Genomic DNA, 17,357 nt, shown 5'->3' on the forward strand with positions numbered 1-17,357 from the left:
TTACTATGAGAATAGCTAAAGGACGGGTATTTATGATGGAGATTAATCTAAACGATAAAGAGTGGGAGCTGAAAGGCTTTTGGCCATGGGTCCCCTGCAAAGGCACGAGTATGGAAATTGGCAATGAATTAATGGGGGTAACCGAATGGTTGCCGGCAACGGTACCCGGCGGTGTACATCAGGATCTTTATAAAGCAGGACTGATTAATAACCCCTATGTAGATTTGAACAGCCTGCATTGCGAGTGGGTGGAAAACCGTTGGTGGGTATATCGGACGCAGTTTCAGAAGCCAATTATTGAGCCGGGAGATAAGGTCGAGATTGTGTTCATGGGTCTTGATTATGAAGCGATAATCTCAATGAACGGCACGTTGCTTGGCGAGCATGCTGGGATGTATGAGCCTGCCGTATATGATATCACGGAGCTGCTGGGGGAACGTGACATGGTTGAACTTCAGATTGTGCTAAAGCAGGCGCCGGATGAGATGGGGCAGATCGGGAAGACGTCGGAAACGTTCACGCAGAAAAGCCGGTTTAACTACAAATGGGATTTTTCTACACGACTCGTTAACGTAGGGATTTGGGATGATGTGCTGTTACGTGTCTCCAAAGGATATTCGCTAGAGGAGATTGCTCTTCATTCGGATGTAACTACGGATGGCCATGGAGTCATTCGTGTTGCTGCAGGTGTTCGTAACCATCATGCTGGTGATTCCGCAGAAACGCTGGACTACGCAGATGTGCGGGCTGAGTTGGAAGTGACGGGACCAAATGGTGATTTCGTTAATTCTATTCAGGTAGTATTAGACAAGGACGGTTTTCAATTCGATATTCCTGTTCCGACCCCGCAGCTCTGGTATCCGAATGGATATGGCGAGCAGCCGCTCTACCAAGTGACAATTCGGTTGCTTCAGGATAATAAGCTTCTCGATCAGCGAGTACATCATACCGGCATTCGCAAATTGGAATATCGGCAGAACGAGGGAAGTCCGGTGGATGCGCTGCCGTATACGTTTGTTGTGAATGGTGTGCCGATCTATATACAAGGCGCCAATCTGACGCCTCTTGATCATCTCTATGGGAATGTGACGAGGGAGCGCTATGAATGGATGGTTCATCTTGCGAAGCAAGTGAATCTGAATATGCTTCGCATATGGGGCGGCGGTGTTATCGAGAAAACGTATCTATATGACCTGTGTGACCGCCATGGCATCATGATCTGGCAGGAGTTCATTCAATCAAGTTCTGGCATAGATAATAAGCCATCGCAGAAGCCGTCGTTCCTTGAACTGCTGCATAAGAATGCTGTTGCTGCATTAAAGACTCGTCGCAACCATGTGTCACTAACAGTATGGAGTGGCGGCAATGAGCTGATGAGTGAGCCGAATCGGCCTTCGACCTACGAAGATTCAAACTTGTCACATCTGAAGTCGCTTGTAGAGCAATATGATCCGCAGCGGCTGTTCCTGCCCACTTCTGCATCGGGGCCGGTTCAATATATTACGAGAGAAAAAGGCGTCAGCCATGATGTACACGGACATTGGAAGTATGAAGGAAATCCGAATCACTACAGCCTATACGGTGAAGCGGATCATCTGTTCCATAGTGAGTTTGGTGTCGATGGCGTAAGTGGCGTGAAGAGCCTTCGTAAATTTTTGTCCCTACAACATCTTACGCCAGTCTCCATGCGCGATAACCTCGTCTGGCGGCATCATGGTGAATGGTGGGATACCTACGATCGTGATGCGGAATTATTCGGACATTTCGAATCACTCTCGCAGTTCTCGGATGCAAGCCAATGGATGCAAGCGGAGGGGCTGCGGTTTATCCTTGAGGCGAACCGGCGACGTCAGTTCCAGAACAGCGGCAGTATCATTTGGCAGCTTAATGAGCCTTGGCCTAATGCGAGCTGTACGAATCTAGTTGATTATTATATGGAGCCAAAGATGGCTTATTATTGGACGCGTAACGCGTTTAGGCACTGCCACGCATCGCTTGATTACCGCAGTCTCAATGCAGCTGCTGGAGAGTGGATGGAAGCAGGAATCTACCTGCATCAAGCAAGCGAAAGCTGCGAAGTGGCCGTTGAAGTATGGGATACACGAGGCAGCCTCTTATTCTCGCAATTATTTGATACCGTTCTGCAGAACGCCTCTGTAACGAAGCTGGGTAATGTACGATTTGTTGTTCCTCATACGTATAATGGGTTATTTATTGTAAGGTTAGGCGTAACGCAAATGAATCAGGTGACAGAGTACAATGATTATTTCTTCTCTACTAATGATCAAGAGATTTATCGGTCTGCCTTACAGCTTGAAGGTGCTCAATTGAATGTGCAGGCTCAGGACGAATGGAGTTATGAATCGCTTCCTGGCGGTGAGATCGGAAGTGTCTTGGTGCGCAGTTATATGGTGACCAATGAAGGCCATGAAGCAGCTCTCCATGTCCGGCCGGAAGAACGGACGGATGTCTATTGGACTTCAGCGGATGATGCTTTCTTCACCCTACTTCCTGGTGAATCCAGACAGGTTAAGGTCACCTGCACCAAACGGAATGGGGAGTTATTTGTGGCTGAGAATAGCGCGTCCGCTGCTCATCAGTGGCCTGATATCGTATTCACATCCTTTGGTTCTATTCAAGCTTCCGATAAGCCCTAGGGGACAGACCAGAAAGCTCTTTGAACACTTTGCCGAAATGGGAAAAGTTCTCGAAGCCACACTGTTCAGATATTTCGGTAATACTCAAATCGGTTTCCCTCAGGAGATGTTCGGCCTCTTTGATCCGGGTGATATTGATATATTGACTGAAGCCAAAGCCAGTGACTTCTTTGAAGACACGGCTTAAGTGGCCTTTGCTTATATAAAATTGCTTGGCAAGGTCGTCCAGATGCAGCGGTTCCCGGAATTGCTGATTAATATGACGGATAATATCGGTTACTTTACGCTGGACCGGAGTAACTTCAACATTCGGAAGGGCTTTGCGCTTTTGCATGTGGCGAGCTGTGAGCAAAAGCAGTTCAGTAGCCATGTTCCGGATATGCAGCTGATAACCAGGCGGACGATCGTTTAGCTCTCGCAGCAGGGACTCGAATAGGGTTTCCAAGTGCAATCGTTCCTGGAGGTTCAGTCTAACGATCGGATAGCCATCCAAGAAGGGGGACTGAAGCAGCTCCGTCTCCTCACGCGATAATCCATCAAAAAAAGGCAGGTCAAAATGAAGCACAACTCGTTCATGATTTGGCTGGCTCAGCTCGGAGGTTCGATGAACGAAGTTGGAATTCACAAGAATCAGATCACCTGACTGAATGGGATAGACGGAGTCTCTTATGAAAAATTTTCTTTCCCCGCTATATAGATAAAAAAATTCAAAGGATCTGTGGTAGTGGGTCGTATCCATCGAATGATAGCCAATTCTTCGGTCGAACTCGATCCACAATGGTTCGCTTATCGAGCCATATCGAAGGATATCAGGCAGAGATTGAATGGTCATGGAGGGCTCCTTTCAGAGATGGACGGTATTACGAGTATATCAATAATTGCGGGGTTTATGGAGTATTTGTTTATAATTGCGGAGATTTAATCGCTATATTCATGTTACTCTTGCGGTATGAGAGCGATTTCAATCGGAGGAGTTAAACGATGAAAAAATTTGTTGTCAACGAAGAAGAAGTAAAAGATCTAATTGACCTCGTCGTCCGCAGAACGATGAATATGGATTTTACATGGAACTGGTCCTGCGGAGTTGCTTTTTATGGAATCAGCAAAGCCTGGGAAGTAACGAAGAATCAGGAGTATATTGATTTTTTGGTCAAATGGGTGGATGAATATTTGGAGCTTGGGCTGCCGGCAATGATGGTCAATTCTTGTGCGATGGGGCATACGATGCTGACCCTGCATGAAGCGACAGGTGATCAAAAGTATCTTGATCTAGCTCTAATGAAGGCGGAGTATTTGCGAAAAGATGCTATCCGGTTTGGAGAAGAAGTATTCCAGCATACGGTATCGTCCAAAAATGATTTTCCAGAGCAGGCTTGGGCGGATACGTTGTTTATGGCGGCGTATTTCTTGCTGCGCCTTGGCTTCAAGCTGGACAAGAAGGAATATATTGATGATGCCCTGAATCAGTTCTACTGGCATGAAGAATATTTGCAGGACAATAAGACAAATCTGTTCTATCACGCTTGGGATAATGTTAGAGGGGATCATCTCTCCGGTATTTATTGGGGCAGGGCAAATGCGTGGGCGGCTTATACGATGGCACAAGCTCATAAAATGCTGAATCCGTTTATGCCGATGTGGATGCAGCTTGGAGGGGCACTTGGCGATCAATTAAGTTCTCTCGTCAGACTACAATCACCAAAAGGCTTGTGGCGTACGGTGCTAAATGATGACACCTCCTATGAGGAAACGTCAGCTTCTTCAGGTATTGCTGCTGCCTTGACCATCTATGCACATCCTCTGCACCAGAACTACATGGCAAAAGCCTATGAAGGCATTCTGGCAAACATCGATGAAGACGGTTCGGTCCGCAATGTATCTGCGGGTACGGCAGTTATGTATTCGGTTGATGATTATAAGGTCATCTCCAAGAAGAGAGTGCAAGGATGGGGTCAAGGACTAACCCTGGCTTATCTTGTAGCTCTGATTCAGAATCAGGAAGTTGTCAGCAGTATTTAAAACAATAGGACTCTTGAATAAAAACGGCCGGGCCCAATAACATGGGACCGGCCGTTTCAGTTGCCAAACTTTATTCCTCATCTTCAGGGATAACGGTTACCGACGCACTTGCTGTACGGGTCGGTCCATTATCCGATAGTAGGGTAACAGGGCTTACAAGGACACTCTCTTCCTCAACTTCAGGGAGAACGAATGGTACCCGAAGCGTCTCTCTTGCTCCAACGTCGAATTCCGTCAGCCGCAGCTGTAGATTGAGAAGAGGAGCAGTCAATCGGACATTTAATAGCGGAACATTACCCGTATTACGGAATTGAATGGTGAAGATAACCGTTTCACCCGGCCGTCCAACGGGACGGTCAACCGTCTCGATGAGCGATGCATCCGGGAGGGACTGTATCTGTATTACAGCCTCCTCTTGCTGGAGCGGCGTCTCCTCGGAAATAATGGTTACCGTGTTCCGCAATACGGTTCCGCCTTGCGTCCCGGCAGATATCGGAAGCTGCAGCGTGAATACGCGGCTTTCTCCGGGTGCGAGTAATGGAATGGTCGTACGGAAGCCAAGAAGCGGATCAAATACTCGGACGTTGGTCAGCGGGTTAGCTGTGACGTTTGTGACGGTAATGATTTTAAGTACCGTTCCGCCAGGTACAGGATTCTCCGGCTGCACTTCGATGTTGATTTCCGGCAGCTCGGCTGGAACCGTAACGACTACTCTTGCTTCATCTTGTGCTGGAGGTGTAAGGGCAGGCTGTTCCAGCCACGTGACCGTAACCCGGTTTGCAATCAGGGTTCCTTGTGTTGAGCCTGCCGACACAAGGAAGGCGAAGCTGACCCTTTCCGTCTGTCCTGGTGCTATGACCGGAATGATAATCTGTTCACCGGTGAGCGAATCATGTACAACGACGTTGGATGCAGGATTAGTACCTGTGTTCGTTACTTCGACGGTATACTGGATCGTTTCACCCGGTTCTGCTGTGTTCCGGTCCGGCCTTTTCCGCACGCTTAGTGTTGTTTCTGCAATAGGTGCGGTTTGTACAAGGACTTCAGCAATTGTTTCGAGCAATGGTGTTTGATCCGATGCAACAGTAAATGTATTACGGATGAGGCTGCCAATCACGGTATCCGCCGGTACGGTGAACGTTACCGTCCTTGTAATCGTCTCATTTGCCAGCAGGACAGCTATTGTTTCGTTTAGTCCTAAGAGAACATCGCTAAGTACCACATTTGTCTGAACCACTGCAGTCAAGTTTGTTACGGTTAGTGTGTAGCTTATTGATTCTCCAGGCGCGGCTGTATTGCGGTCAGGCAGCTTATGAATGACAAGGGACGGGGCAGGAGGCGCTTGAACGGCAATCTCGGCTGCGGTCTCAAGCAGCGGTGTTTGTTCCGATACGGCTGTAAATGTATTACGAATGATACTGCCAATTACGGCATCAGCCGGAATCGTGAACGAAACCGTCCGTGTAACGGACCCATTGGCAGGCAGGATATCGATCGTCTCACTGAATCCCAGCAGCGTGTCGGTCAGAACGACATTCGTCTGAGGGACATCAAGCAGGTTCGTTATGGTCAACGTATAAATGACTGTCTCTCCGGGAGCAGTCGCATTGCGGTCTGGTATTTTCTGAATAACAAGAGATGGGCCTGGAGTCTCCAGCACGACAACTTCTGCAATTGTCTCGAGAAGCGGCGTTTGATCCGAAGAAGTTGTGAACGTGTTTCGGATAATGCTGCCAGCTGCCGCATCTACCGGGATTGTGAAGGACAAGGTCCGGGTTACAGAGCCGTTTGCAGGGAGGACGTCGATTGTCTCGCTGAGTCCAAGCAGCACATCATTCAGTACGACGTTGGTCTGAGGAACATCAAGCAGATTCGTGACGGTCATCGTGTATACGACTGTTTCCCCAGGTATAGCTGTCGCACGGTCAGACTCTTTTAACAGCGACAGACCAGCCCCCGTCACCGTTACAACCGATTCCACTTCTTGAGGTCCGGTTTCGTTCGATACCACGCTTAGAATGTTGACGATATCCGAACCGATCGGAGTTTGCCGCGGGAAGGTGAATGTGAACACAAATTCGAGCTCTTCACCTACCGCCAGATCGGGAACAGGCTGGTCAATCCCGAGCAGCTCATCAATGATACGAATACCAGTCAACGGTACATTGCCGAAATTCACCAGTGTGACCGTATATTCAATCGTCTGTCCAATCACCACGGTAAGCGCCGCAGGAGTCTTCTTAATCCCAAGAAGCGGATCAGCAAGTACCGTAACTTCCTCATTGGCGAGTACGGGATCTGTCTGATTACTTACAGCAGCAGCCGTATTTGTATAGGTTTGAGGCGGAGTCTCCAGGGGAACAAACAAGGTTACAATGAAGGTCTCGCTTTGCCCAATAAAGAGAACGGGAATAACCGTTTCAAATCCGGTAAGATCATCCGTCACCAATACATTAAAAAGCTCTGTGTTACCGGTATTGCTGACCGTAATGGTGAAATTCACCGTTTCTCCCTGATGAACGACGTTTCGATCAGCAGATTTATTGATCTCAAGCCGCGGTACTGGCAGAACCTCCACTACGGTTCCGACTTCCTCCGGCTGAGGCAAATTACCGGCAGTAATCGTTGCGATATTGGCAATCGTAAATCCTGCCTGCGCATCTGGAGGGATAACGAAAGGCCACTGAATCTCGAGGGACATTCCAACATGGATGTCTCCGATAAATTCATCAAGTCCGATAAACGGGTCGGAAATGTGAACATTGATCAGGTCGGCACTTCCTATATTCTCCAGTACGATGATAAAGATGACCGTATCTCCGGGAGCTGCTGCAGGCGGTTCAACGGTTTTTCTGGCTATCAGTATAGGAGTTCCTGTCACAAGAATTTCTGTCTCTGCCTCGATCGGCTTGCTGGTTTGATCAGTAATAACCCTTACCGTATTTCTGAATATTCCTAATGGGAAGTCCAAAGGAATATCGAAGGCGAATTCGAAGATTTGAAATGAAAAGGGAGGAATATCAGGAATGAAATGAAAAATACCAATCAATGGATCTTCAATAGTTACATTTGTCAGGATGACTCCGCTAGGGTTATGAATTTCAATAAAGTAGGTCACTTGCTCGCCGGGCTGCAATTCAAACCGATCGGTAAACTTTTTGACCAGTATCTCAAACCCTAAACTGAACTTCATGACAAAAGCATCGCTGCCTCCCCTCAAAAACGGCTGAATCACACCAGGCGTGACCGGGAAATTAGGGGAGAAGGTTTGGCCGGTCAAGTAAACGTTGCTTTCTTGATCGACCGCGATAGCATTATCCGTATCACTCGAGCTGCCTCCAATAAAGGTAGAAAAGACAAGCGAAGCGCCGTCAATGTTCAATTGGGTAAGGAAACCATCCCCGCCCTCCGGGAATGGATGAATCGCGTCAGGCGTGATGGGGAAATTAAATGATCCAGTATTCCCTGTCACATAAGCGAAGCCTGAGCGAACAGCTATACCATTGCCTGAATCGGACCCTTCCCCGCCTAAAAAGGTGGAATAGACCTGATAATTGCCATCCGAACTAAGTTTCGTTACAAAGGCTTCGGAAGCTCCCCCATGAAAAAAAGGCTGGAAGGATCCCGGCGTAACCGGAAAATCGAACGACGTAGTTGTTCCTGTCACGTAAGCCTGACCAAACTCATCTACAGCTATGCCTCGGCCTTCATCATCGCCGCTGCCGCTAAGAAAGGTGGAATAAAGGAGTGCAGATCCATTCTCATTCAATTTCGAGACGAAAGCGGATATGACACCGTTAAATGAGATTTGAAAAGCTCCGGGAGTTGTTGGGAAGTCGACGGAGGTAGTCATTCCGGTTACATAGGCGTGGCCAAAATTGTCTATCGCAATGCCGAATGCTTCATCGTTGCCGAAGCCGCCAAGAAAAGTGGAGTATTCAAGCACTGTACCGTCAACATTGATTTTCGCAACAAAAGCATCCTCCAGATTGCCTGCAAGTCCTGACTGCAGTGCACCAGGCGTGATTGGGAAATCGAAGGAATTTGTTGTACCTGTTACATAGGCATTTCCCATACCATCAACAGCGATGTCAAAACCGATATCCTCTCCCTGTCCGCCAAGAAAGGTAGAATAGACAAGCGAGCTGCCGTCAGGACTTAATTTGGTTACAAATACGTCTTGATTGCCGCCATTAAACGGTTGAATAGCTCCCGGTGTCGTTGGAAAATTGGGGGAAAGGGTCTGCCCGGTCACATAGGCGTGGCCAAAATCATCCACCGCGATGCCGTTTCCTTGATCAGCGCTGCTGCCGCCAAGAAAGGTGGAGTATTCTAGGACATTTCCAAATGCATTTAATTTTGAGACGAATACGGTTGACGATCCGTCGATAAAAGGCTCAAAGGCCCCGGGGGTTATCGGGAAATCAAAGGATACGGTTTGCCCTGTCACATAGGCATTGCCAAATTGGTCTGTCGCGATGCTGAAGCCGGCATCGGTATCACTTCCTCCAAGAAAGGTGGAGTAAGTAAGCACTGGGTCTATAACTAATTCATAATTCGGGTCATAACTGTCAACCTCGAAGCCATAAACGCATGCTTCCTGTCCTTCAGGCAGAATGAATCTGCTTTCTACCGGAACCGTGAGGCCGTCAATGACCTGATAGCTAACTGGTTTCTTTTCTGACAATATGCCGTGCGGGGTACAGATGTGAAGATCTCCTTCATTGCTTAAGGTGAGCTTATCTGCTCCTCTGTAGACAAACCGGATATCGCCAAGTCTCGCACCTGGTTGTACCCTGACATCGTATTTGAAATCACCATCAACCTCATAGAAGATCAGGTCAACACCCGGCCATGGCTTACGATAGACAATCTCCCGATATGTCAGAAGGTTGGTATGCCAATCCTTCGGATTGTTGCCCATCATATAATGGACTTTCTCCGGTTGCTGGCAACGTCCTTCTATTGCTACTGTATTCGCACCTTGAAATTGCAGGAATAGAGCCATACCATCCTCTCGATCAGGCTTTCCGGTAAAAGCAAAAAGAACTTCTTCGGACGAAAAACCGATTTTAAATCCTGGCTGATTCGTAATAAAATGAATATTTGTACGAGCCTGCCCGGCATTTTCAATGAAGGTCATCGGGAACTGCCAATCTTCCCTAAGTGGTACCTGACGTTTTGTTTCATTTGGTATCAAGTTTTCTCCTCCTTTAAAGATCAACCGAACAACCAGATTCGAGCAGTTACTTTCCTTTTAAACCACAATGCGCATAAAAATGTGAATACTATTCTTACATAGATTTATGAGTTGGGATTATTCATATTGCTTATCCTGTAAAAATTTGTTTTAAAGTAAAGAAAAAAGTCCCGATGATTACAAGAATCATCGGGACTACCAACGTTATATGACCTTCACGGATTCTCCTGTCGCTATCGCTTCGTCTATAGCCATAGCTAGCTTGACGTCGATTAAGGCCTCGGACAAGGAATAGAAGCTTACTCCTTCTCTGACATAAGTCGTCATACGGGACAAGGCTTCCGCAATCGCAATCTCCTCGTCGGAGAGCGATGCAGGGTAATACGGGTTGCGGAACAAACATTCCGAGCCTGCACGCAGCTCGCGCAGCGATAACGGAGCGAGGCTTCCTTCCAATCCATCCTGCTGCCTGCTAATAGTAATGGTCTCATAATCCACAGCACCAAGACTTCTGGTAACCTCGTTATCTCTAATTTCCCCATGGGAGCCGCGGATCAAGACGCGGTTATGCCGAAGTGGGGAGAAATATTGGGATCCAGCAAAGTCGAGTACCGCACTCTTACCATCTTGGAAGGTAAGGATGGCAATATCCTGCTGATCGGTCTCCAGGTTGCCTTGTACAGCCCGTCCACGATGCGGCACTTCTTGAATAGGAAACTTGAAGCGCCGGGCAACGATTTCACAGCTCGACGAATGCGGCAGGGACAGCCAATGGCGGATTAGGCTGACTCCATGATAACCGTGACCTGCAGATACCTGTACGTGACTTACTTCACCAATAGCTCCTGAGGAGATAAGGGCGGTACGAGCTGCGTGGTACGGCTGCAGCGGATATTGCTCAGCAATCTGAATAGGTGCGCCTTCCGAGATGAGAGCAGATATGATCTTTATTCCTTCTTCATCGGCTGCAGGCGGAGTTTCGGCCATGATTGGCTTTCCTATTGAAGCGAGTTGCTTCAATAAAGATGGCGTGGATGTCTTGGAGACGGCAGTGAGGAGAAAATCACAATGCTCAGCTAGTTCTTCTGGTGACTGATATAGCTTTAAACCCCATTCTGCCGCGGCTTCCTCATATTTGGCTTGGTCACGGACTACGACGCCAACCGCCTTGAACAAGTGAGGCAGCTGGCTGGCGATCCGCAAGTAAGCCTCCGTTCTCCATCCAAATCCGATAATTCCAAAACGTATAGCGTTCATATTTAATCCTCCTATGGTGTTGTAAAAGTAATTGCTAGTTTAGCGATGACTACGTTTATAATCTGACGGAGTCATTCCAGTGACCAGCTTGAATTTCTTATAAAAATAGGACTCGCTTTCAAATCCGCATTGGACACAAATTGTGCTGATCGTATCCTCAGTATCCATAAGCAGCTCCTTCGCAAGCATGATCTTCTTCACGAGAATATATTCTGTTACGTTCATACCTGTCCATTGTTTAAACACTCTGGAGAAGTGGGAAGAGGTGACTGCTGCCTTAGAAGACAACGCGGCAAGATTCAATTCATCAGACCCTATATTTGCTTCGATATAGCCTAATATGGATCTGACCCAGGCAGGCTCCGAGCTTGAGTCACGACGACGGTGGCCTTCAGGTTCTGGATCGGATAAAACCATACGGTTTAATCTTAATAGAAAATCATGAAGCCGTATTAAGATCGCTACCCGGTAATTCGGAAGCTGCTGATTCTGTTCTTCTTTCATCGCCTCAATGAGCTGGATAAGCACAGCTTGTTGATCAGACGAAGGTTCCATCTTATAGCTTTTTGTCTTTCTAACTTGTTCGAAGCAGCGCAGCAGCGAATAAGATTCACCCAGCTCCATAGGCTGAATTAATTGCGGAGCAAAAAAGATTGCGCTAGATGTTACTGGGCATTGCTCATCAGGAAATGCTCGATGGACGGTATTACCTGGAATGAGGAACATGGCTCCGGGGTTCATTTCATAGAAAGTATGGTTGATGAAAAAGGTTCCTGTACCCGCATAGACATAGACGATCTCATACCAGTCATGCAAATGATCCGGAAGCTCCGTCTGCGGTGACTTGGTGTCTTGATACACAAGGCTGAACGGGAATTTGGCCGGGTCCTCGAATCGTTTCTGTACAGCTTTCACAGCTGTAATCACCATCCTTGTTATAACCTCTCTTTAGATGATAGCAAATAAGAGCATAAAATAACAGAATTAGAGCGTTATCATGTGTGATTATGCTAGTGTAAAATGGAATTAATTCATCTTGGAGGTACAAATATGCAATATAGAAAACTAGGTAAGACAGATCTCGACGTATCGGTACTCAGCTTTGGCGCCTCGTCTCTTGGCTCCGTATTCCGTGAAACAGATGAAAGCGAGAGTATTCGTACCGTTCATGCAGCGCTGGATTCAGGTATTAATTTCATTGACGTGTCCCCTTATTATGGGCTTACGAAAGCAGAGGCTGTGCTGGGAAAAGCGATTAAGACGGTTCCGCGTGACCGGTTCTATTTATCAAGCAAGGCGGGCAGATATGGAGCTGAAAGCTTCGATTTCTCCAGCGGCAAAATAACGGCGAGTGTAGATGAAAGCTTGCGCCGATTGAATACGGATTATTTGGATATTCTCTTCCTGCATGATATTGAGTTCGTGGAGCCCCAGGTCATCTATGAGGAAGCGATTCCGGCACTTCAGAGGCTGAAGGCTGAAGGGAAAATCCGCCATACAGGCATTTGCGGCTTGCCGCTGAACTTGTTCGAAGAGTTCCTGCCCAAGGTGGAGATCGATGCCATTATCTCGTATTGTCATTATTCCTTGAATGATACAACACTGGAGAGGCTGCTGCCTCTCTTGGAAAAGCATCGGATTGGACTTGTGAACGCCTCTCCTTTATCGATGGGGCTGCTTAGTACACGCGGCACTCCGGAGTGGCATCCGGCAAGTTCGGAGGTGAAGGCGGTATGCAAGCGAGCGGCCGACTATTGTGCAGAGCAGGGCGGGGATATCGCAAAGTTAGCCGTTCAGTTCTCAACGATGAACAGTCGGATTCCAACAACCTTGGTAAGTACAGCTAATCCTTCGAACATTGAGAACAATGCCCGTTGGGTTGATGAATCTATTAATTTGGAGCTGCTCACAGAAGTTAGAGGAATCTTGGAGCCAGTATTTGATCGGACATGGGAAAGCGGCATTGCTAGATATAATACCAATCTGAAGTTGTAACAAGGAGATGCAGGCTGTGAAAGGGATCATATGCGAAGATATTGAAAGATTTACATTCACTGAGCTCGAAGAGCCGACGTTTGTTCAAGGCGAGGCAATCGTTCGGATTAAACGGATTGGCATTTGCGGGACAGATCTGCATGCCTTTAAAGGGAACCAGCCTTTTTTTACATACCCGCGTATTCTTGGTCATGAGCTTTCTGGGGTTATTGAACAGATTGGAGCGAATGAAGTGGGGTTACAAGCCGGAGATCAGGTAAGTATTATTCCTTATTTGCATTGCGGCTCCTGTGTCGCTTGCCGAAGCGGGAAGACAAACTGCTGTACCTCTATTCGGGTGCTTGGCGTACATACCGATGGTGGGATGAGGGAGAAAATCTCCGTTCCAATCTCCCATCTGCTCCTGACAAACGAGTTAACACTGGAGCAAGCTGCAGTCATCGAGCCATTAAGTATTGGAGCACATGCCATCCGACGCTCAGGACTTTCTGCAGGAGAGACGGCGCTAGTCATTGGAGCGGGTCCTATTGGATTAGGTGTTATGGCGCTAGCGAAGCATCTTGGTGCAAAGGTCATCGCTATGGATATTAATGATGAGAGATTAAGCTTCTGTAAGCAGTGGGCGCAGGTGGATCATACGGTTAATGCGCTGCAAAATCCGGCTGCTGAGCTGGAAGCATTAACAAACGGAGAGTATCCAACAGTTGTATTTGATGCCACAGGTAATGCTCAGTCGATGTCTGGTGCCGTTCAATATGCTGCCCATGGTGGGACACTTGTCTATGTTGGGCTGGTAAAAGGTGATCTTTCGTTTAATGATGCAGAGTTTCATAAGCGTGAGTTAACGATCATGGGGAGCCGTAATGCAACAAGAGAGGACTTTAAGCACGTGCTTGGTGTGATTAGGGAAGGCGGTATCGACTTAGATCGTTATGTCACTCATCGTGTGCCGTTTGAGCAGATGATTGATCAATTCGAGAGCTGGCTGGATCCAGCCTCCAAAGTGATAAAAGCGATGGTTGAACTAGACTGAAGCCTTCGGGTATAAGGAGGACAACGGGATGAGAATCGACGCCCATCAGCATTTTTGGATTTATAATGAGCAGGATTATAGCTGGATGTCTGAGGAACATAAGCCGATTCAACAGGACTTTCTTCCGCAGCATTTAAAGCCATTATTGCAGAAAAGCGTTTTCGACGGTTCTATCGCGGTTCAAGCCAGGCAGTCACTGCAAGAAACCGAATGGCTCCTCTCACTGGCCGGCGAGCATCCCGAAGTGAAAGGGGTAGTCGGCTGGGTGGACTTATGCTCCACACAAGTGGAACAGCAGCTGGAGCGATATGCCCGTAATCCGCTGCTGAGAGGAGTGCGTCATGTTGTACATGACGAGCCAGAAGATGCTTTTTTGCTAAGGGATGATTTCCGCAGAGGTATTGCAGCACTTGAAAGGTTTGGCTTAACTTATGATCTGTTGATCTTCCCGAAGCATCTCCCCTATGCCGTAGATCTTGTGAAAACATTTCCTAATCAGCGATTTGTATTGGATCATATCGCGAAGCCGGATATCGCTCACCGAATTGTATCGCCGTGGAGGGAAGAGCTGGCTCAACTGGCTGCCTATCAGAATGTCTATTGCAAGCTTTCTGGCATGGTGACAGAGGCCGCTTGGGGATATTGGAAGGAAGAAGATTTCAAGCCTTACCTGGATCTTGTATTCGAATGCTTCGGAACGGACAGGTTGATGATTGGCTCCGATTGGCCGGTCTGTACACTTAGCGGAACTTATGAAGGAACGATAAACATCGTCAAGCAATATATCAATCGGTTCACAGCCGAAGCTCAAGCTCAAATACTAGGCGGCAATTGCGCCGAATTTTATGGAATCAGTCAGGGGGAGAAATAAAGATGGGGAATCGATTATGGTACGACAAGCCGGCGAAAGAGTGGAATGAGGCGCTTCCGGTCGGGAACGGTTATATCGGCGGAATGATTTTTGGAGATCCATTAACGGAACGGATCGCTTTGAACGAGGATAGTGTCTGGTACGGCGGACCTCGTGACCGGAATAATCCGGATGCGTTGCAGAATCTTGATCGTATACGGGAAGCACTTAAGGCAGGACGTTTAAAAGAAGCGCAAGACCTGGCGGTAATGGCATTAACTGCAACTCCTGATACCCAACGTCACTATTTGCCCCTTGGTGATCTCCGGTTAAAATTTGATCATAGCGGTCCAATCTCGGACTACCGTAGAGAGTTAGATGTGGATCAAGGGATTGCTTCGGTATTCTACCGTGCTGGAGAACATACCTTCAAACGGGAAATCTTCTGCAGCTACCCTGATCGGATCATGGCTATCCGCTGCGAGGCGGAAACGCCGGGAAGCTTGAATCTGACTGTTCGGTTAACCCGTGGGCATAACCGGTACATGGATGAGATTGGACGGGCGAATGCGAATACCCTAGTTATGCGTGGTGAAAGCGGCGGGGCAGGCAGCCTTTCATTCCGGGCTGCTGTACAGGCGGATGCGAATGGTGGAGAGGTTCGTATTATCGGGGAATATATGGTGATCAGCGGAGCAGACGCTGTTACTTTATTATTCTCGGCTGCTACCACCTTCCGCGAAGAGGATCCAGAGAAATGGTCCATTGCTAGGCTGCAGGATGCTGCGGAGCTCGGCTATTCACAGCTGCGTGAACGCCATATCCAAGATTTTATTTCCTTTATGAATCGGTTCTCCATTCGTCTGGGAGATGCCGTGCAAGCGGAAGAACTGGACAATCAGCCTACTGATGTGAGACTGGAGCGGATGAAGCAGGGCTTGGACGATAACAGCCTGTTAGCGCTATATGTGCAGTATGGACGTTACCTTTTGCTCTCAAGCAGTCGTCAAGGATCGCTTCCTGCCAATCTGCAGGGCATATGGAATGATCAGATGCTGCCGCCTTGGGACAGCAAATTTACGATTAATATTAATACTCAGATGAACTATTGGCCGGCTGAACCACTCGCGTTATCGGAATGTCATCAACCCTTGTTTGAGCTGATTGACCGCATGCGTGAGCCCGGAAGGCATACGGCGCAGGTGATGTATGGCAGCAGAGGCTTCACGGCCCACCATAATACAGATATTTGGGCGGACACGGCTCCTCAGGATATATGGCTGCCGGCAACGTACTGGCCGATGGGGGCTGCATGGTTATCTCTTCATTTGTGGGAGCATTATGAATTTGGCCGCAATAAAGACTTTTTACAGTTTGCGTTCCCGATCTTGCAGGAGGCCGCTTTGTTCTTCGAAGATTTCCTTACCGAAACGCAGGATGGGAAGCTAGTTACCTCACCTTCCCTCTCTCCTGAGAATACGTATATTCTCCCGAATGGAGAATCCGGAGTATTATGTATCGGCCCATCAATGGACAGCCAAATTTTATACGAGTTATTCTCCGCATGTATAGAAGCAGGGCGCCTAACCGGACATGAAGAAGAAGTCAGCAAATGGTCACAGCTGCGGGACAAGCTTCCGAAGCCAGCTATTGGCAAGTATGGTCAACTTCAAGAGTGGCTTGCTGATTACGAGGAGGAGGAGCCGGGTCATCGCCACATCTCTCACCTATTCGCTCTTCATCCGGGCAGCCAGATTACAACTAGAAGAACACCGGAATGGAGTGCTGCCGCAAGGGTAACCTTGGAACGGCGTCTCGCGAACGGAGGCGGACATACCGGTTGGAGCCGAGCTTGGATTATTAATTTCTGGGCAAGACTCGAAGATGGAGAGAAGGCATTCGAGAATTTGCAGGCGCTGCTTACGCATTCTACACTGCCTAATCTGTTTGATAACCATCCGCCATTCCAGATCGATGGCAACTTTGGTGGAGCAGCTGGCGTATCCGAGATGCTGGTTCACAGCCATGCCGGCGAGCTGCATTTATTGCCCGCTCTACCATCTGCATGGAAAGAAGGAGAGGTCAGTGGTCTTCGTGCCCGCGGCGGCTATACGGTTCGTCTGCAATGGGCAGACTCTTTGCTGGCTGAAGCGGAAATTCATGCTGCACATTCTGGTGTATGTACGCTTCGAACGAAAGCTCCTATTCAGGTGTTACTTAATGGACAGGTCATCTTAGCAGAGGAAGGTCCAGAAGGAATAACGAAATGGGAAGCGGAGAAGGGCTGTACGTACCGAATCGTTCCGGTGTAGGTGACGGTCGTAACATAAAAATGGGCTATCTTTA

Annotated in this window: 10 protein-coding genes; 6 read left to right on the forward strand and 4 right to left on the reverse strand. The window is 48.0% G+C overall.

Going from position 1 to position 17,357, the window contains the following annotated elements:
* The first annotated feature begins 32 nt into the window (after positions 1-32).
* On the forward strand, positions 33-2,657 hold the full coding sequence (locus FHS17_RS06560; protein WP_167276949.1) for a glycoside hydrolase family 2 protein: 2,625 nt from the start codon (positions 33-35) through the stop codon (positions 2,655-2,657).
* Here FHS17_RS06560 and FHS17_RS06565 read toward each other — a convergent pair.
* On the reverse strand, positions 2,632-3,489 hold the full coding sequence (locus FHS17_RS06565; protein WP_167276952.1) for a helix-turn-helix transcriptional regulator: 858 nt from the start codon (positions 3,487-3,489) through the stop codon (positions 2,632-2,634). The two genes, FHS17_RS06560 and FHS17_RS06565, sit on opposite strands and share 26 nt — an antisense overlap.
* 149 nt (positions 3,490-3,638) lie before the next feature.
* Between FHS17_RS06565 and FHS17_RS06570 the strand changes: the two genes are divergently transcribed.
* Positions 3,639-4,676, forward strand: coding sequence for a glycoside hydrolase family 88/105 protein (locus FHS17_RS06570; RefSeq protein WP_167276957.1), 1,038 nt, complete (start codon positions 3,639-3,641; stop codon positions 4,674-4,676).
* A 70-nt stretch (positions 4,677-4,746) separates the two neighbouring features.
* On the opposite strand, the gene FHS17_RS06575 is transcribed toward FHS17_RS06570, so the two are convergent.
* The 3 genes from FHS17_RS06575 to FHS17_RS06585 form a co-directional block, all read right to left on the reverse strand.
* Positions 4,747-9,876: a DUF7948 domain-containing protein gene (locus FHS17_RS06575; protein ID WP_167276961.1), complete on the reverse strand. Its 5,130-nt coding sequence runs from the start codon at positions 9,874-9,876 to the stop codon at positions 4,747-4,749.
* Positions 9,877-10,080: 204 nt separating this feature from the next.
* Entirely contained in the window at positions 10,081-11,133 is a 1,053-nt protein-coding gene (locus FHS17_RS06580; RefSeq protein WP_167276966.1) for a Gfo/Idh/MocA family protein, read from the reverse strand.
* A gap of 39 nt (positions 11,134-11,172) precedes the next feature.
* Positions 11,173-12,063 (reverse strand): AraC family transcriptional regulator, encoded by an 891-nt coding sequence (locus FHS17_RS06585; protein WP_167276970.1) that lies wholly within the window; start codon positions 12,061-12,063, stop codon positions 11,173-11,175.
* Positions 12,064-12,183: 120 nt separating this feature from the next.
* On the opposite strand from FHS17_RS06585, the gene FHS17_RS06590 reads away from it, so the two are divergent.
* The 4 genes from FHS17_RS06590 to FHS17_RS06605 are packed head-to-tail and all read left to right on the forward strand — an operon-like array spanning position 12,184 to position 17,323.
* On the forward strand, positions 12,184-13,128 hold the full coding sequence (locus FHS17_RS06590; protein WP_167276975.1) for an aldo/keto reductase: 945 nt from the start codon (positions 12,184-12,186) through the stop codon (positions 13,126-13,128).
* 16 nt (positions 13,129-13,144) lie between these two features.
* Positions 13,145-14,161: a zinc-binding dehydrogenase gene (locus FHS17_RS06595; protein WP_167276978.1), complete on the forward strand. Its 1,017-nt coding sequence runs from the start codon at positions 13,145-13,147 to the stop codon at positions 14,159-14,161.
* A gap of 28 nt (positions 14,162-14,189) precedes the next feature.
* A complete protein-coding gene (locus FHS17_RS06600) occupies positions 14,190-15,032 on the forward strand; it encodes an amidohydrolase family protein (RefSeq protein ID WP_167276982.1) in 843 nt (280 codons plus the stop codon).
* A gap of 2 nt (positions 15,033-15,034) precedes the next feature.
* The gene (locus FHS17_RS06605) at positions 15,035-17,323 is read left to right on the forward strand and encodes a glycoside hydrolase family 95 protein (protein ID WP_167276986.1); all 2,289 of its coding nucleotides are present in this window, start codon (positions 15,035-15,037) and stop codon (positions 17,321-17,323) included.
* Positions 17,324-17,357 lie beyond the last annotated feature (34 nt).

This window comes from Paenibacillus lupini (assembly GCF_011761355.1).
GTDB classification, from domain to species: Bacteria; Bacillota; Bacilli; order Paenibacillales; family Paenibacillaceae; genus Pristimantibacillus; species Pristimantibacillus lupini.

Excerpts from the sequence above, each read along its gene's own strand:
- FHS17_RS06560 (WP_167276949.1), top strand. The coding sequence starts at position 33 with ATGATGGAGATTAATCTAAACGATAAAGAGTGGGAGCTGAAAGGCTTT.
- FHS17_RS06565 (WP_167276952.1), bottom strand. The coding sequence starts at position 3,489 with ATGACCATTCAATCTCTGCCTGATATCCTTCGATATGGCTCGATAAGC.
- FHS17_RS06570 (WP_167276957.1), top strand. The coding sequence starts at position 3,639 with ATGAAAAAATTTGTTGTCAACGAAGAAGAAGTAAAAGATCTAATTGAC.
- FHS17_RS06580 (WP_167276966.1), bottom strand. The coding sequence starts at position 11,133 with ATGAACGCTATACGTTTTGGAATTATCGGATTTGGATGGAGAACGGAG.
- FHS17_RS06585 (WP_167276970.1), bottom strand. The coding sequence starts at position 12,063 with ATGGTGATTACAGCTGTGAAAGCTGTACAGAAACGATTCGAGGACCCG.
- FHS17_RS06590 (WP_167276975.1), top strand. The coding sequence starts at position 12,184 with ATGCAATATAGAAAACTAGGTAAGACAGATCTCGACGTATCGGTACTC.
- FHS17_RS06600 (WP_167276982.1), top strand. The coding sequence starts at position 14,190 with ATGAGAATCGACGCCCATCAGCATTTTTGGATTTATAATGAGCAGGAT.
- FHS17_RS06605 (WP_167276986.1), top strand. The coding sequence starts at position 15,035 with ATGGGGAATCGATTATGGTACGACAAGCCGGCGAAAGAGTGGAATGAG.